Genomic DNA, 16,179 nt, shown 5'->3' with positions numbered 1-16,179 from the left:
TTTTAGGAGTCAGAAGTCAGGAGTCAGGAGTCGCATGGGAATACCTTTAATACCATGTTTTACAGCGGAAATTATCTTTTTCTCTTGGTGCGGTACCAAGTGCGCCTTGAGACGGCGCGGGGTCGCACCGCTTTGTCAAAGGGAAATCTTCTGAAAAATATTTTTATCCTCCTTACTATTCGTAACATTCTTTTTTCACGCTTGGTATAATTACCTCTGGTTGAAACCGTTCTTGATTGAATACAAGGAAATACTGTTTCTTCTCTTGGTCGATTGGAGGCTCGCGTTTTGCTGGCGCATAACTTCGTTAACGGCTAAGAGCCGACATGAAAAGCGGAGCGGCTCTGTAAGAGCGGGAGACCTCGCCATCTCTCAACCGCTTTTTTTTCCCTTGAAAGAGGAGGCTTTTAACCTGAATTATTTAATTAATAATTATTAATAATTAATAATTCGGTAAGGGGAAATAATTAATCATTAATCTACGATAATCGATTTTATTTTTTATTATTATAAATGTCTATTTGTTTATAGGATAGGTATGTTTAATTATTGTTTAGTATCTACTTCTAGAGAAAATTTAGATAGAAAGAAAAAATATGTTATCTTTGGAGACTCACATTCTAAGTTTTTTACTAGCCAAAACCATAAAGATATAGAAATTAATTTATATCAAATAAACGGAGCTTCAATGGCAGGTTTTGGCAAGAGACAATCTACCCTAAAGGTTGCCGATAAAATCAGACAAACAATTTATGAGTATCAAGATGTAGATTTACTAAGACACACAAAAGTCAAAGGTGAAGTTAGTCCATACAACGGTGACTGGAAATATTGGAGCAAGCGTCGAGGGGAATACCCTGGCACACCAACAAGGGTAGCCAAGCTTATAAAGAAGCAAAAAGGAAAATGCCCCCACTGCGGTCTACATTTTACAAGTGAAGACCTACTAGAAGTTGACCACATAGTACCTAAAATCAAGGGTGGAAAGGATACATACAATAACCTACAACTTCTACATAGACACTGCCACCACACTAAGACAGCATCAGATGGTTCCTTCGACAAGAATCAGTTTGATGAGATCTCAACGTATCCATGACAAGGATGGAGTTATTGAGGAGCTGGATGAGATGAAAGTCTCACGTCCGGTTCTGAAGGAGAGGTAGAGGTGGGAACGCCTCTATCGACTCTAACAAGGCCGTGTTCGAGATGCTTATAAAGATGGAAGACGTTGGATGATTCCATTAAACAAGCGGGGAATGCCAGAAATTACACCAGGTCGCCGTGGTCCTGAAGGCTCTTGGAATAAAAATAGGCGTACAGCTAATACTTTTGTTCATGTTCTACGAAAGACTATAGATTACAACCGAGATAATGGAACTTCTCATCCAGCAGTTGCTGTCAAGGTAGGAGATAAAAAGGATTATTGCCACGCTCTGAAAATTCATGGACCTTGCCAAATCATTTATCAACCTCATCAACCTAATAATAGTCAAGCTGGAGGTGCCCGTTTGTGGATTGAAGTAGAACCGGAAAATATAGTAGAGCGAGTATACTTTAGTGATGGAGATTATGGTCTGCCACCGGAAGTAGTTCAGCAGCGAGCAAAAAATCAAAAGAACAAATCAAAGAATCAGAAGAAAAAGTCAAAATTTAACAGAAAAAGGAAATAAATAATAGAACCAGTTAGATAAATAATCATATCATGTCCGGATGATTAAGTAGAATAAAACTCTATAGCAATTGCCATCTTTTTTGGAGGTAGTAATGCCAAAATCAGATCAAATCCCTTGCTTCAATCATTTTTAAACCAACCAATTTCTCAACTTTGCAGATAATAAATCAATTATGGAAGTTGCCAAAATTAAGATTATTAAAATTGCACAGACTTTTTGATATTGAAACGATCCAAAACTTTGATAAAGAGAAACACCAATTCCACCCGCACCAACTATTCCTAAAACAGAAGCAGAACGAACATTTGACTCAAAGCGATATAAAACAAAGGAAGTCCATAAAGGCATGACTTGAGGAATTACTCCAAATATAATCTCTTGAATTTTACTCGCACCAGTAGCACGAATTCCTTCAACCGGACCTAGTTCAATTGACTCAACTGCCTCAGAAAAAAGTTTTCCTAAAGTACCCGCCGTATGAATAAATAAAGCTAAAACACCAGCAAACGGACCCAACCCAACAGCCACTACAAATATCAAAGCAAACACCATTTCATTAATCGCCCGCATGGCATCTAAAATTCGACGAATAGGTTGTACAATCCAAACTGGACTAATATTTTCTGATGCCAATAGAGAAAAAGGAACAGCAGCGACCGCTGCCAAAACAGTTCCCCAAAGACCCATAGAAATAGTAATTATTGTATCTTCTAAATAAATTTTCCAATCGGAAAAATCAGGTGGAAAATAAGATTGAATATACTCAACCATATTACCGCTACTTTGAAATAAAGCTAGAAAATTTATTTCACTTTGTCGGTAAGAAAAAATCAGAATAATCAAAGCACCCAAGACAAATATTATGCGAGTATTAGTTACTCGTTTTTTTTCCTGGGATAACATTTCGATAACTTCTGGAGTAGCCAGAAAATTTTTATCAGTATTGTCAAGATTATTTGAGATTTTTGTCATGATTCTGGTTACTTCAATAGGGCAAACGCATCTAAATTCTGGAAACTTCTGCTGTTAAGCCTTAGAAAAGTAATGAGTATGAATACTCAGAGGCCCGACATCCTTGCCCTGTCAGAACTTCAAAATTAAGATGCGTTTGCCCTGGTTACTTAATTATCTTAGAATAAACAACAATGATAGTTAGTCCTATATTTTTCCAATCAATAATATTAATTTTTGTAAAAAGTATTCGTACTATGTGTAAATTTGCCATCTTTTCTTAGTGAATAATATAGTATGATGCTTTATTTTCTTAATTTTTACTTCTCGTCAGACTAGATTTTGCATAATCTCGAAACTATGATGAAGCGCGAAGAGATCTTGGTTTTGCTCTTTTGCTAAATCAAGACAGTAATGAAAAGGAAAATAAACAAGAATATAAAAAGGCTCTGTATGAATTTACAGAAGCAATAAGAGTTAGAAAAGATAATGAAGAGTCGCCAAATTATCCTGCATACATTGGCAAGGGAATAACACTATATTTTCTTGGAGATGTTAACCAGGCAAAAAATAATCTAGAGGAAGTTCCTGAGAGTAGTCCATATAGCGATACTGCGAAAAGATATCTCAAGAAAATAAATACTTGTGAGTCATCTAATCAAAAGCAGTGTGTTAAGAATGTGAACGACATTAAGGAAGATATTAGTGACGTAATTTTGGTTCCAATTTTGACTTCTAAAGGCATTTCTAGTATGTTTGGAAATGTGACCGTCCATGAATCAAACAAGCTAGATAAAGTTCTTGAGCTTGAACACAATGCTTTGTACAAAGGACTATGTAAGTAATAGTTAATAGTACAAGGGAATAAAGGTAATTTTTCCTTGGTAAAGGCATCTCACAGAATGTCTTGATTTTTTCCATTAGGAGAAAACTTTTGCTAGTTGCGTATAAATATAATAATCCTGAATAGGTTGTAATATTTTATCGTAGGGGTTTGGTTTCCAAACTTAAGAGTGAATGGGATTTGGAGACCAAACTCCTACAGTTTTCTTTGACAAATCATTTACGATTGCTATAGTAGCTTTGTTGATGTAGCCATATTTTACATAGTTAGTTAGATGCAAAAGAAAACAAAGTATCAAATAGTAAAATTGTGCAAAAAAGTTTTCTTTTCTGCCTTCTATCTTAACCGTTAGGATAAAATTTAACTCCAACTAATTTAGATTGCTAGTTCCTGACATTAATTGCAAAATACTAACAAAATTTTTGTGGTAGGAATTTTCTTAACTTTCTCATACTAACTAAAGACAAAAATTATTTTATGCTCTACCATTCAAAATTTTACCTTATACATCTGAAATAATTCTCCTGGTTGTCGTTTTACTATTTTTCCACCCCTACCTTTAATCATTTTTTCCCAATTTTCTAAGGGTTCCAAAAATACTTCTGCGCCTAAATAAGTTTCTAAAATTGCCCAATTTTCTGCCATTGGTTGTTCTGGGTTAACCACATCAAAAACAAATTGACATTCTGATTTAAGAACCCGTTTTACTTCCTGAAGTACCTCTTCCCAATAATCTAGAGGATAATAACAACTGAAGCCTGTAGCGATCGCCAAGTCAAACTCATTTGCTTCATATTTTAATTGATGAGCTGGTCCTAATTCTACTCCTTTAAACAGTTTATAATTGAGTAGAGAACCTCGTTGATTGAGATTATCCCTAGCAATGGTACTAATTTCTTGACCATAAAAAAAAGCCTCCCAATCTCGCCAAGGATAAATCAAAAAACTCACCCCACAACCAATATCCAAACACTTTTGATTTTTCTTAGGTTTAGCTATTTCCCAAAAAGGAGAAACGATTTTTGTTGTGAGATTACCAGAGGCATAATCGTGAAATATTGGCATTGCTTCGACTTCCGAGGGTAACTCAAAAGATTCTCCACGGTACTCTTGATCAAAGCGAGCTTGTACTGCCATGATTTGAGTGTGCCAGTTATCTAAATTTTGTTGAGCAAACCAGGAAGATTTTTCCTGATTTAAGGATAAGGCAGACTTTTTTTCAGACATTTTTCTCTCTATCGTCTATAACCTTTAAGAGCTTTTGTAAAGTTCTTACGATAAGATTTGTTACCAATTAACAAAACAGGCCACAATATAGATAATAATAAACGGTTCTGAAAGCTTCGAGAAAAGTTTGTTTGTTCAAATCCATTCCAGAACTTCCAGACTCCACCTCCGTATACAACTAGCAATAATAAGCTAATTAAGGTACTCATGGCACAAAAACTCTTACAAGGTTAGTTATTTTGGACACAGCTCAATCAAATTATTGAATTAATCTTAAATTGGGCTTTAGTTTGAATATTTCTAGGATTATTATAACTCTATTATAACTAAATACACTTATGATTACTAAATTAAAATTAGATGATCATAAAACAAGACTTCGCACCCTGTTGTCACCGAACAGGAAAGATAAAAAAAGTAAGCATTCAGCTCTTAGCAGTCAGCTATCAGCAATTAATAATCAATAATTACTGCTAGAGTTAAGGAAGAGTAATTTGGCAATAACTTTTTATTCTCTCTCAATTTATCAATTGCTTTTACCTCCTCTCATTAAGAACTTATAATGCAGTTCCTCTGCAAGAGGCCAGCTAATAGCTGATAACTGTTTTGCAGTATTCCGTAGGAAATGCTTACTAAAAAAAGCCATGAAAACAGATTTATTTGTTACTTTTGCAAACAGTCTATTGACTTTGCTGGGGGTGTTATACCAATTCCCAAAAGCATTGCTATACTTAGGTCACACTTCAGTTATTAAGTAATTAACACAGGGGAAATTACTTTTTTGCTCTTTATTAGCCCATTTAATGTTTATTATTCTTATGTTTATTCCTCCCTACACGGAACACACAGACCACACTTCCCCACCCGATCGGGTATAGCATTCTTTTTGAGAAATGGTATTATATATTTTAAAATCCCACCATTAAGGGGGAATTTTAATAAATTTTGGGAAAATTTTTGTCAAAATAAATGGGGATAAAAAAAAAATAAAATTCAGTGTTTCAAGCTTTCTAGTTTAGAGACTGTTTGTCAAAAAAAACTTTAAAGTGGATCTATCCCGATCCTGGATTGGGAGAACAAAGCAATAGAACTTCCTTCCGCTTCACGATCAAACTACGTTTCGCTCCGCGACCGGCAAAAATTTTTCTTTCAGGAAGACAATTTCCTGAATTCCTCGCCAGAAAAGTTTCCCAAACTTCTTAAAATTTGCTTGACAAATAGTCTATCAGTAGGAGGTACTGTTAACTCATAACTGTTAACTGAAATGACTATAGTACATAATTAAGTTAAAGAGAGTCTCAATTAGTCTAAATGAATTATAGATATAGAGAAAAATTGAACAAAGGAGTAAATTATGCGTGCAGTGTTAATGGCTGGAGGTTCAGGAACGCGACTCAGACCACTGACCTGCGACATTCCTAAACCAATGGTCCCAATTTTAAATCGCCCTATAGCTGAACATATTATTAATCTGTTAAAAAGACATCAAATTACGGAGATTATTGCGACTCTACATTATCTGCCTGATGTGATGCGTGAATATTTTCAAGATGGCAGTAAATTTGGAGTTCAGATGACATACTCTGTGGAAGAAGAGCAACCTCTAGGAACTGCTGGTTGTGTGAAAAATATTGCACAACTTTTAGATGAAACATTCTTAGTAATTAGTGGAGATACAATTACAGATTTTGATTTAAGTGCAGCTATAGAATTCCATAAAAAAAATAAGTCAAAAGCTACGTTAGTATTGACACGAGTTAACAACCCAATTGAATTTGGAGTAGTAATTACAGATGAAGAACAGAGGATAAAAAGATTTCTAGAAAAACCTTCTACAAGTGAAATATTTTCTGATACTGTCAATACAGGAACTTACATTTTAGAACCAGAAGTTTTAGATTATTTACCAGCAAATCAAGAATGTGATTTCTCTAAAGAATTATTTCCTGTATTGTTAGATAAAAATGAGCCAATGTATGGCTATGTGGCAGAAGGTTATTGGTGCGATGTTGGACATTTAGATGCTTATAGAGAAGCTCAATATGATGCACTTCAACATAAAGTAAAACTTGATTTGGCTTATGAAGAGCGATCGCCCAATTTCTGGATAGGAGAAAATACTTCTATTGACCCAACAGCTAAAATTGAGACACCAGTTTTAATTGGAGACAACTGTAGAATTGGTCCGAGAGTTCAGATTGAAGCAGGTAGTATTATTGGAGATAATGTAACAATTGCTGCAGATGCTGATGTAAAGCGCCCCATTGTTTGGAATGGCGCACTGGTGGGAGAAGATACAAATTTACGAGCTTGTGTAATTTGTCGAGGTACAAGGATAGATCGTCGTGCTCAAATATTGGAAGGTGCTGTAGTTGGTTCTTTATCTAGCGTGGGAGAGGAAGCTCAGATTAGTCCTAATGTCAGAGTATGGCCTAGTAAAAAAGTTGAATCTGGGGCGACTCTGAATATTAACTTGATTTGGGGTACAACTGCCCAGAGAAATTTGTTTGGGCAACGTGGGGTTCAGGGATTAGCAAATATTGATATTACTCCAGAATTTGCAGTTAAGTTAGGAGCTGCTTATGGTTCTATCTTAAAATTAGGTTCTACAGTATCAGTTTCTCGCGACCAACGTAATATATCTCGGATGGTTTCTCGATCTTTAATTGCTGGTTTAATGTCGGTGGGAATTAATGTAATAAATTTAGAATCTGCTGCTATTCCCATTGCCAGAACAATTTTACCTACTATGCATTTAGCAGGTGGCGTTCATGTTCGTCTTTCTCCTAATCGTTCCGATCAGATATTAATTGAAATCTTTGATTATCAAGGAATTAATATTTCTAAAGCGAAAGAAAAAAAGATAGAAGGAGCATATTTTAAAGAAGATTTACGCCGAGTACAAATATCAGAAATTGGCAATATGGTTTATCGCCATGAAGTATTAGATGCTTATAGCAAAGGGTTTGAAAATCTTCTCAATTCTGAGGCAATTCGCTATAGTAAATCTAAGGTAGTAATTGACTATTGTTATGGTGTTTCGGGAGCAGTATTACCACAATTATTAACTAAATTTGGTTGTGATGCGGTAGTTCTAAATGCTAGTTTAAAGGAAACTTCTTTAGGAATAGAAGAAAGAGAAAATTTACTAGATCAATTAGGTAGGGTGGTAGAAGCTTTGCAAGCTAATGTTGGAGTTCAGGTAACGGCAAATGGAGAACAACTAATATTAGTAGATGAAGCTGGTTCTCCTATTCGTGGTGAAATGTTAACTGCACTAATGGTAAATCTAATGTTAACAGCTCATCCACGGAGTACAGTGGTAGTACCAATAAATGCTTCTGCAGCAGTAGAACAAATTGCTCGTCGTCATGATAGCCATGTGATTCGGACAAAAGCTAATCCTACAGCATTAATGGAAGCTTGCCAAATTAATCATAATGTGGTAATAGGAGGAAGTGGTGATATGGGATTTATTTTCCCGAAATTACATCCTGGCTTTGATGCAATGTTTTGCATTGCTAAAGTAATAGAAATGCTGACTATTCAAGAGCGATCGCTAGGACAAATAACTGCGGATATTCCTCCTGTTACTCATCGCTATTATACAGTACGTTGTCCTTGGAAAGTAAAGGGAGCATTAATGCGGTATTTCGTAGAAACTAACCCGCCAGAAAAATTAGAGTTAACTGATGGGGTAAAGATTATTAATCATCAAGGTGATAATTGGGTGTTAATTTTACCTGACGCGGAAGAACCATTAGTGCATATTTATGCAGATAGTAATGATCGAGATTGGGTTGATAAAACTTTAAGAGATTATCGCAATATTATCCATGATTTTGTCAACCTATTTATGACAGGAAATCAGTTAGATGATTTATGATATTAAATAACAATATTATTTGAGTTGTGAGATATTGTAAATTTTCAGCAAATAGAAAACAGAAAGTAATAAATTGATCGCGAATTATTTAGGATAGCTATCTATAGTTATATTTAGGTTATGTCTAAAATATCCGCATAATTAGGGAAAAGGTAACAGGAAAAAGCAGTATAAATTTGATAATTTTATCTATCATTTAGGATTAATTACAAATTATTTGATTTGAGATATCCTCTATCTGGGAATAAGCCGAGATGAATATTCATAAAATCAAACTTTATCTTCCTTTTTCCTTTGTTCAAAACAAATTAGTATTAGTCAAAAATCAAAATGAATAGCTGTATATTAATGGTACAAATTATCAAAGACCCAGAACTTCGCTACACAGCAGATGCTCAATTACCAGTAGTAGAAATGATGGTAGAATTTCCTAATATAGGAGTTGATAATAAACCTGGGGTACTAAAAGTAGTAGCGTGGCGAGATTTAGCTCAACAAATCAACGAAAAATATCACGAAGGAGATTTCATAATTGTTGAAGGTCGCTTGAATATGAATACTATTGACCGACCAGAAGGTTTTAAAGAAAAACGAGCTGAATTAACTGCCTCCAGAATTTATCCTATTAGCCCTGAAGCTATGACTGAAGATGGGAATAAAACATATACAAAAAGATCCAATAATAACACTGTAACTCAACAAGAACCCGAAGAACAAAACTATAATAATGTTGTAAATTTACAGTCTCGTCGTAGTTCCGCTGTTAATCAAGAATCAACTCCAAATTTTCGAGAGGAAGACTCACTACCCGACGATTCCGATCCTATACCTTTTTAATTTTTAACTGGTTATTTCAGTTATCATTTATCACTTACCAGTACCTATGGCTGAACCCAGAGGCTTCACATCAGGAATATTCTCTTTTTTTCTCCCCTATCCAAGGGGAGGCTTTAGACCTTTTTTTTTTGGGGTTGCACATTAAAGAATGATAATAGATTTTAAACTTTACATATTATTGAAGAAACACTTATCCAAAAATCATAGTCATTTAACTTTAGATTGACACAAAGCTTTCTTGCTATGAGGGAGTTTCAGACGAAAAAACGTCTCATCTTTAAGTTAAACTACTGTATCTACTTTTGGATTTAATCATTTCTGATTGTGCAACGCCTTTTTTTTTGGTAAATAATTGGGGCTTGGTGAATAATCATAAAAGCATTGATATATAAAGGTTTGAGTCTTTTTTTATCTAAAAAACTACCAGTTTTGAGCTTTATCAAGCTCAAAAAGTTAGCATAAAAGGCAGACAACGGCAGAAAAACCAAGAGAAAATTCTGACTCCTACCTCGTCTATAATTCCCGTTCCTCCTAAATCCTGAGGACTGACTCCTACCCTTACCAAAAGAATTTTTTCAGCAAACCCTAATTGAACTTAACTCCAAATACTTGAGCAAAAGCATTAGCTAATTGGGGTAGCACTTCATCTGTAGTAATTCTAGGTAAAAATTCAGCCAGACTACCTACAGGTTTATCAGAAATACCGCAAGGTACAATCCTGTAGAAACCAGTCAAATCTGGACAAATGTTGATAGAGAAGCCGTGCATAGTTATCCAACGGCTGACTTTAATTCCAATTGCTCCTACTTTTCGACCCTCCAACCAAACCCCTGTTAACCCTGGATATCTCTCACCTTGAAGACCATAGAAATCTAAGACTTTTAGCAATACTTCTTCTAATTGTCGTAGATACCAATGTAAGTCTTGCTGATAATGCTTTAAGTTAAGGATTGGATAACCTACCAGTTGGCCTGGGCAATGGTATGTCACTTCCCCACCACGTTCCACACGGTAGAGTTCGTATTCATTTTGACCAGGATCGAATTTGAGAAAATCTAATTTTGCTCCTTGTCCCAATGTATAAACTGGTGGATGTTCTAATAATATTAGGACATCGGCCAACTCTGGACAATGACGACGTTGTTGGACAAGCGATTGCTGCCATTCCCAGGCCACCGAATACTTTGTTAGTCCTGGACAAATTAAGTGGCAAGTTTGAGAAGTCATTTTAGAGTAGGGGAGTAGGGAAGTGAGGGAATGAGAGAGTGAGGAAGTGAGAGAGTGGGGGAGTGAGGGAGTGGGCGAATATAAAATAGAAAAGTAATTATACCTCAGTAACTTGAGAAACGCTATCTCCGTAACATTCTTTTTTTATTACAGCAGTTTTCAGGTCAATGAACTAAATAAAAAAAATGATAATCCTGTAGGGACTTTGCTTGCAACTACTTTGTGGTTTATTCAAATGGATTTTTGCCTTCTCAAATATAACTACTGTCTTTTTTGATCGCAAATTAAGAAAAGATAAAAGCTAAAATATAACTATTCATTATTCATACTACTAACCAAATACTGCTAATTATCCAAAAAATCAACGAAAAATTTCGTGAAATTAAGGAAAAAAAAGTCAAGAATTGTCAAGGGATGCAAAGGATTTTAAAGATAGGATGTTTGGGAGAATACAAAGTGCTATTCTATATAATAATAGTAAGCCCAAACATTAGCGGAGGGAGCTTATGAAGCTTGTAATCCAGGGTAAAAATATAGAAATAACCGATTCTATTCACGAGTATGTCAATCAAAAAATTGAAAAAGCAGTTAATCATTTTCAACAACTCACCACAGAAGTAGATGTACATCTGTCAGTAGCTAAAAATCCACGCATAAATCCTAAGCAAACAGCAGAAGTAACTATCTACGCAAATGGTACAGTCATTCGTGCCCAGGAAAGTAGCGAGAACTTGTATGCCAGTATTGACTTAGTAGCAGATAAAATTGCACGCCAACTCAGGAAGTATAAAGAAAAGCGTCAATCCAAGGTAAGTAAAGCTAAGACTGTTGAAGTGATTCAATCACAGCCAGTAGTAGAGAATTTAATTGGCGATCGCCAACCAGAGCTACCAAATGAAGTAGTACGGACTAAATATTTTGCTATGCCTCCTATGACTGTAGAAGAAGCTCTAGAGCAGCTACAATTTATTGACCATGATTTCTATATGTTTTCCAATTCGGCCACTGGTGAAATTAATGTTATTTACAAACGTTATCATCATGGTGGTTATGGTTTAATTCAACCACGACCTAACAATAATGGTAATGGTAATAATGGGAAAGTAGCCAATAGTATTGATGAGGCAGCGGGTCTTAAATCTACTTAGGTTTAATTATCTTAATATCGTGTCTGGTTGAATAGTTAGAATTAGAGCTTCGTAGTAGGGCTAGATCAATAAGATAGATATTTCAGTGGCTCAAGCCCTGCTACAAACAAAAACTTTTTTATTACTTATTATCCGGACATCATAATAACTTATTGCCATAATTATAGTTGTAGTTGGCTTCAGTAGAGACTTATTTTTAAGTTTAAAGTCATGTCTTTATTAAAGCTAAGTGGCTTATACTTAAAAAATTATCCCAAAATATTTTGTGGGCAAAATGCTCGTCAAATCTTGTGGGATAATTTATTTCTTGGCGTTTATTAAGAAGAGTTTAAAGAAGCGGTTAGCACTCAACAATTAGAAAGCTTATAACTAGTTAAGCAGGTATGGCTTTTAAGGCTTTTAAAGCTTCTTTAACATGAGCTTCAAACTCAAGCATAGAGTCAAAGATATGACGGATAATTCCTTCTTTGTCTATGACGTAAGTGACTCTACCTGGAAGTATCCAGAGTGTGGCAGGTACATCGTATAATTCTCTAACTTTGTTGCTCTCATCACATAAGAGAGTAAAGGGTAAATTATATTTAGTCGCAAATTGTTTGTGAGATTTTTTCGAGTCTCCACTAATGCCAATCACTTCAGCATCGGTATCTGTAAATACCTGATATTTGTCTCTAAATGCACAAGCTTCCTTGGTACATCCAGGTGTATCGTCTTTGGGATAAAAGTAAACAACAACATTTTTCTTACTCCGGAAGTCAGAGAGAGAAACTTTAGTTCCATCTTGGGATGGTAAGGTAAATTCGGGTGCTTTATCTCCTACTTTAATTGTCATAGTTAATATTTTGGGTTAAAGATTATTGTACATAATGTTAACTTTTGTTATATATATTAGCTTAAAAATCTCTATTTCACTTATCAGCACTTCCTGCTTAAGTAGGGGGCTTGAAATATAGAACTCCTAACTGTATCTTTTAGATTGATTTTCCTTTCTACAATATTCCCTTTGAAGTGAGGAACTATACTATGTTTAGTTGAATAAAAAGTCATGTACAGGGATAAAGTTAGCGAAGTTAATCTTGATGATATCACAAAAATTGTCACGAAGCAAAGAAAAATCTTTTGACACGCGATTTTTTAGGTAGCTCTCAGAGAATGACAATGTTTGTGGTTTTCGACTGAGGAGGGATAGATGGAAAAATTTGATGAACGGAAAAAGCGGGTTTTACCATTCTTGACCACTGAAGCATGAATTGTATGATGGACAGGGTGGCTTGGGGTCTGACATTAAAATGCACCTCTCTACTACTGTTACCCTATATTTTCCTGTATCCTTTCCTTCTTTAGCACTACCAAAAAAATTATCCTACTGATGCTGTGATTACTGAGTGCTGACCGCTTCTTTAACTCCATTCTTCAGTTTCTTGAGCTTGTGCTTGGATGATACGATGGCGTAACTTAACCCAATCAACTTTACTATTAGGGGAATCTTCAATTAATTCTCCTTGTTCTAGATGTAGTAGCTTTGAACAAAACTGTTCAGCTAAATCTATTTGATGAGTGACCATAATTACTGTTACTTCACTTTCTGCTAAGGTTGCCAATACCTGTATAAATCGATTAGCAGTACCAATATCTAGAGCTGAGGTAGGTTCATCCAACAAAAGAATTTTAGGTTGAATTACAGCAGCACGAGCGATCGCTACTAATTGTTTTTGTCCCATGGAAAGTTGTAATTCTGACCTAGATAACCAAGATTCAGGAATATTTAACTGCTGTATCCAATATTCGCACCTTTGCTGAATTTCGGGTTGTCTTAGTCCTCTAAGTTTTAAAGGGTAAGCGATCGCTTCTGCTACAGACATTCCCAAAAGTTTTGACTCCTGTAATACTAGAGTCACTTCTTTTCGCAGTTGAGTCACAGGAATTTTGCCGTACTCTTGGTCATCTAAATATATATAACCAGAAGTAGGAGAATTTAATCTATTTAATAGTCGTAACAAAGATGTCTTACCAGATCCAGAAGGACCTACTACAGCAACCCTAGCACCTTTTTCTACAGTAAAAGAAATATCTTTCAGTAAATATTGGGAGCTAACTGGGGTAGTTAAACTTACTTGGTCTAAATATATTTGAAACTGCTGCTCTTCCATTTTTTAGTTAGGAAATGGCAACTGCATTGGAAATAGTCCAAGCATCTACTAATAATAACAGTATGGTAGAACCGAATAAAATCAAATACATCCAAGGTTGTGATAAAGGACGTACATCAGTTGTATCTATACCTGTCTTTGCCTCTACTATCCGAACCAACTTGGCAAAACCCACGACTCGCATTGGTAACAAATAACCTTCTCCAGAATTATTCAGAAAATAGTAGACTAGACCACCTTGACCTGTAGTCCGAGGTTTAAGAGCTTTTATTTCTGCCCAAGGTAAGTACCAACCTTTGCGAAAGAGGTCTGGTATCCAAGCTGGATAGGATAGTTGAATTCCTTTGTCATTAATTATGACTCGTTCTGTTAGAGCTGCGTATAATGCTATTGCTCCTAGTGTTAGTCCTACTCCTAAAATAACAGGAGGTACTGGCGCATTTGTGGCTTGGGATAAAAAAGGTAATGGTAAGGTTAATGCAATATACAAAGTTAAAAGGGTTAATTTAATCAGAGGAGAAATTCTAAATATAAACGTTTCTGAGTGTTGATTTTCAATCATACTAAGTCTGGTTAATTAAGAGAGTGTTTATAAAGCAAAGATTAAGACAGCCTATTGGTTTAATCTCCGGTATGTTCGGTGGGTTATGGTGGACAGTTAAAAGTTGGGTAATTCAGCATAAGTATTGCCGCCAATTTAAGTCGGCGACTTCAAGTCGGCGACAGCCATTTTGCTTCATTTTTGCATGTTGCGAAGCTTTGCGTTAGCAAAACCCAGCCCACGCCTAGATTTAATATTCCTTTAACAAACAGTTTCTCAACATAATGAAATTATACCTGTTTGATAAATTTTTGCTACAAATAATTAGGCTACGACTTAGGAGTAAGTAGGGGTAATTCATTAATTGCCCCATTCCCCCTACTGTAGTCAGGAAGAATAAAATTTAATTATTTTTTGTGGTTATCCTCTATTTTTAGTCAACAAGATATTAAAATCAAGACTTTTTCATTCAAGCTTATTTATAACATTTTTTTCAAATTATTATTATAGCTTTTTGAAAAATTATTTAAAACTGCTATATTAAAGATTGTTTTTCAAATAAATCTAAAAAACGAGATAGGGAATAGGAAATAAGCAAGAGGGGAAGACAAAACTATTTTTCACCATAAATTTAGTAGTCTGAATACTGATTTTAATCCCTGAATTTATTCAAGCTTTAATACTTATTTTACAAACAGTCTCTAAAGTAAATCAACATATTATTCTTAGAGTAATATTCTAGTTTATTAAAGAAAATGAAAAATATTAAAAAAGATTTTGAGAGGTTTGGGGATTTTAATTACAGTAGTTTTGGTTTTAGGTATATCTGTAGTCTATTACTTCAAACCTAATCAAGAATTAGTTGGAAATTTTCTCCAAGACAATCCTGATAGGTCTTCAATCAAACTTGTGATAAATAATACAATAATTGCTGATTTAAACTCAAATAGAATGATGCCTTTGGCAAGTACAGTTAAAATCATTTTAGCGATTGAATATGCGGAATAAGTCGCTGTAGATTTAGTCAATCCAAATGAATAAATTGAACTATCAAAATTGGATAAATTATATGTAGAAAATACGGATGGAAATGCACATCCAAATTGGCTGAAATCAGTGCAGGATCAAATTAAAAATGACAATATTTCAATATGAAAAATTGTCAAAGGAATTTTAAAATACAGTTCTAATGCAAATACAGAATAGTTGATTCAAAGACTTGGATTAGATAATATTAAGAATAGACTTAATAGTTGGGAAATTCAAAAACATTCAGAAATTTATTAGACATCTGGTGAAAAAGATATATATTTTTTGCGGCTAGTAGGGAACACTTAACACTTAACACTTAACAGGGAATATATTTTCATGAAAAAGATACGAAAAATGATTTCGGAGAGTTAATTTTACAACTCTAGCTTGTCTTAAATAAAGAGCAAGTTTATTTTCTGGAGAGGTCTATTATATTTTTTCTGCTTTATTCGTCGGGAAGTAGAAATACCCGAATCTTGAAGGTAATGAGTTAGAGAAAAATCTCAGGGAATTAAAAATTGATGATGAGATTAAAACAACTGGGAAAATTCTCCAGAAATTGTTAACCAATACAACCTACTAAAGATAATATTGGAGATTTAGGTCTGAGAGATTGTTTGTAAAGGAAATATAAAAAGGAGATAGGGAACAGGGAACAGG

At 34.8% G+C, this 16,179-nt stretch carries 14 protein-coding genes; 7 read left to right on the top strand and 7 right to left on the bottom strand.

Features of this window, described 5'->3' with window-relative positions; translation table 11 throughout:
* Positions 1-538: 538 nt before the first annotated feature.
* The gene (locus ACP6PM_RS25490) at positions 539-1,099 is read left to right on the top strand and encodes an HNH endonuclease (RefSeq protein WP_426589629.1); all 561 of its coding nucleotides are present in this window, start codon (positions 539-541) and stop codon (positions 1,097-1,099) included.
* Positions 1,100-1,235: 136 nt separating this feature from the next.
* Positions 1,236-1,673, top strand: coding sequence for a hypothetical protein (locus ACP6PM_RS25485; RefSeq protein WP_426589627.1), 438 nt, complete (start codon positions 1,236-1,238; stop codon positions 1,671-1,673).
* A 132-nt stretch (positions 1,674-1,805) separates the two neighbouring features.
* Here the strand turns inward: ACP6PM_RS25485 and phnE are convergent, their stop codons facing one another.
* Entirely contained in the window at positions 1,806-2,648 is an 843-nt protein-coding gene (phnE, locus tag ACP6PM_RS25480; RefSeq protein WP_426589625.1) for a phosphonate ABC transporter, permease protein PhnE, read from the bottom strand.
* Positions 2,649-3,022: 374 nt separating this feature from the next.
* Here phnE and ACP6PM_RS25475 point away from each other — a divergent pair, with 374 nt between their 5' ends.
* A complete protein-coding gene (locus tag ACP6PM_RS25475) occupies positions 3,023-3,472 on the top strand; it encodes a tetratricopeptide repeat protein (RefSeq protein WP_426589623.1) in 450 nt (149 codons plus the stop codon).
* A gap of 488 nt (positions 3,473-3,960) precedes the next feature.
* Here ACP6PM_RS25475 and ACP6PM_RS25470 read toward each other — a convergent pair whose 3' ends face one another.
* Together ACP6PM_RS25470 and ACP6PM_RS25465 are read right to left on the bottom strand one after the other, a co-directional pair.
* Positions 3,961-4,698 carry a class I SAM-dependent methyltransferase gene (locus tag ACP6PM_RS25470; protein WP_426589621.1) on the bottom strand — a complete coding sequence of 246 codons (738 nt, stop codon included), beginning with the start codon at positions 4,696-4,698 and terminating at the stop codon, positions 3,961-3,963.
* An 8-nt stretch (positions 4,699-4,706) separates the two neighbouring features.
* Positions 4,707-4,907 carry a hypothetical protein gene (locus ACP6PM_RS25465; protein ID WP_426589620.1) on the bottom strand — a complete coding sequence of 67 codons (201 nt, stop codon included), beginning with the start codon at positions 4,905-4,907 and terminating at the stop codon, positions 4,707-4,709.
* A gap of 1,145 nt (positions 4,908-6,052) precedes the next feature.
* Here ACP6PM_RS25465 and ACP6PM_RS25460 point away from each other — a divergent pair.
* Together ACP6PM_RS25460 and ACP6PM_RS25455 are read left to right on the top strand one after the other, a co-directional pair.
* Complete coding sequence (locus ACP6PM_RS25460; protein WP_426589618.1) at positions 6,053-8,584, top strand: sugar phosphate nucleotidyltransferase; 2,532 nt, start codon at positions 6,053-6,055, stop codon at positions 8,582-8,584.
* A gap of 330 nt (positions 8,585-8,914) precedes the next feature.
* Positions 8,915-9,421 (top strand): single-stranded DNA-binding protein, encoded by a 507-nt coding sequence (locus tag ACP6PM_RS25455; RefSeq protein ID WP_426589616.1) that lies wholly within the window; start codon positions 8,915-8,917, stop codon positions 9,419-9,421.
* A 585-nt stretch (positions 9,422-10,006) separates the two neighbouring features.
* Here the strand turns inward: ACP6PM_RS25455 and lipB are convergent.
* On the bottom strand, positions 10,007-10,648 hold the full coding sequence (gene lipB, locus ACP6PM_RS25450) for a lipoyl(octanoyl) transferase LipB (protein ID WP_426589614.1): 642 nt from the start codon (positions 10,646-10,648) through the stop codon (positions 10,007-10,009).
* Positions 10,649-11,154: 506 nt separating this feature from the next.
* Between lipB and hpf the strand changes: the two genes are divergently transcribed.
* The gene (hpf, locus tag ACP6PM_RS25445; RefSeq protein ID WP_426589612.1) at positions 11,155-11,796 is read left to right on the top strand and encodes a ribosome hibernation-promoting factor, HPF/YfiA family; all 642 of its coding nucleotides are present in this window, start codon (positions 11,155-11,157) and stop codon (positions 11,794-11,796) included.
* A 373-nt stretch (positions 11,797-12,169) separates the two neighbouring features.
* Here hpf and ACP6PM_RS25440 read toward each other — a convergent pair whose 3' ends face one another.
* The 3 genes from ACP6PM_RS25440 to ACP6PM_RS25430 form a co-directional block, all read right to left on the bottom strand.
* Positions 12,170-12,628 carry a peroxiredoxin gene (locus ACP6PM_RS25440; protein ID WP_426589611.1) on the bottom strand — a complete coding sequence of 153 codons (459 nt, stop codon included), beginning with the start codon at positions 12,626-12,628 and terminating at the stop codon, positions 12,170-12,172.
* 568 nt (positions 12,629-13,196) lie between these two features.
* Positions 13,197-13,946: an ABC transporter ATP-binding protein gene (locus ACP6PM_RS25435; protein WP_426589609.1), complete on the bottom strand. Its 750-nt coding sequence runs from the start codon at positions 13,944-13,946 to the stop codon at positions 13,197-13,199.
* 7 nt (positions 13,947-13,953) lie between these two features.
* On the bottom strand, positions 13,954-14,508 hold the full coding sequence (locus ACP6PM_RS25430; protein WP_426589607.1) for a hypothetical protein: 555 nt from the start codon (positions 14,506-14,508) through the stop codon (positions 13,954-13,956).
* Between the two features lie 756 nt (positions 14,509-15,264).
* Between ACP6PM_RS25430 and ACP6PM_RS25425 the strand changes: the two genes are divergently transcribed.
* Complete coding sequence (locus ACP6PM_RS25425; protein WP_426589605.1) at positions 15,265-15,495, top strand: hypothetical protein; 231 nt, start codon at positions 15,265-15,267, stop codon at positions 15,493-15,495.
* Positions 15,496-16,179 lie beyond the last annotated feature (684 nt).

Origin of the sequence: Dapis brunnea BLCC-M229, from assembly GCF_050015995.1 — a bacterium.
Taxonomy (GTDB): Bacteria; Cyanobacteriota; Cyanobacteriia; order Cyanobacteriales; family Microcoleaceae; genus Trichodesmium.
This window is presented reverse-complemented; position numbering and strand designations above follow the sequence as displayed.

What these genes read in the sequence shown, in the direction of transcription:
- ACP6PM_RS25490 (WP_426589629.1), top strand. Translation starts at nt 539, where the DNA reads ATGTTTAATTATTGTTTAGTATCTACTTCTAGAGAAAATTTAGATAGA.
- ACP6PM_RS25485 (WP_426589627.1), top strand. Translation starts at nt 1,236, where the DNA reads ATGATTCCATTAAACAAGCGGGGAATGCCAGAAATTACACCAGGTCGC.
- phnE (WP_426589625.1), bottom strand. Translation starts at nt 2,648, where the DNA reads ATGACAAAAATCTCAAATAATCTTGACAATACTGATAAAAATTTTCTG.
- ACP6PM_RS25470 (WP_426589621.1), bottom strand. Translation starts at nt 4,698, where the DNA reads ATGTCTGAAAAAAAGTCTGCCTTATCCTTAAATCAGGAAAAATCTTCC.
- ACP6PM_RS25465 (WP_426589620.1), bottom strand. Translation starts at nt 4,907, where the DNA reads ATGAGTACCTTAATTAGCTTATTATTGCTAGTTGTATACGGAGGTGGA.
- ACP6PM_RS25460 (WP_426589618.1), top strand. Translation starts at nt 6,053, where the DNA reads ATGCGTGCAGTGTTAATGGCTGGAGGTTCAGGAACGCGACTCAGACCA.
- ACP6PM_RS25455 (WP_426589616.1), top strand. Translation starts at nt 8,915, where the DNA reads ATGAATAGCTGTATATTAATGGTACAAATTATCAAAGACCCAGAACTT.
- lipB (WP_426589614.1), bottom strand. Translation starts at nt 10,648, where the DNA reads ATGACTTCTCAAACTTGCCACTTAATTTGTCCAGGACTAACAAAGTAT.
- hpf (WP_426589612.1), top strand. Translation starts at nt 11,155, where the DNA reads ATGAAGCTTGTAATCCAGGGTAAAAATATAGAAATAACCGATTCTATT.
- ACP6PM_RS25440 (WP_426589611.1), bottom strand. Translation starts at nt 12,628, where the DNA reads ATGACAATTAAAGTAGGAGATAAAGCACCCGAATTTACCTTACCATCC.
- ACP6PM_RS25435 (WP_426589609.1), bottom strand. Translation starts at nt 13,946, where the DNA reads ATGGAAGAGCAGCAGTTTCAAATATATTTAGACCAAGTAAGTTTAACT.
- ACP6PM_RS25430 (WP_426589607.1), bottom strand. Translation starts at nt 14,508, where the DNA reads ATGATTGAAAATCAACACTCAGAAACGTTTATATTTAGAATTTCTCCT.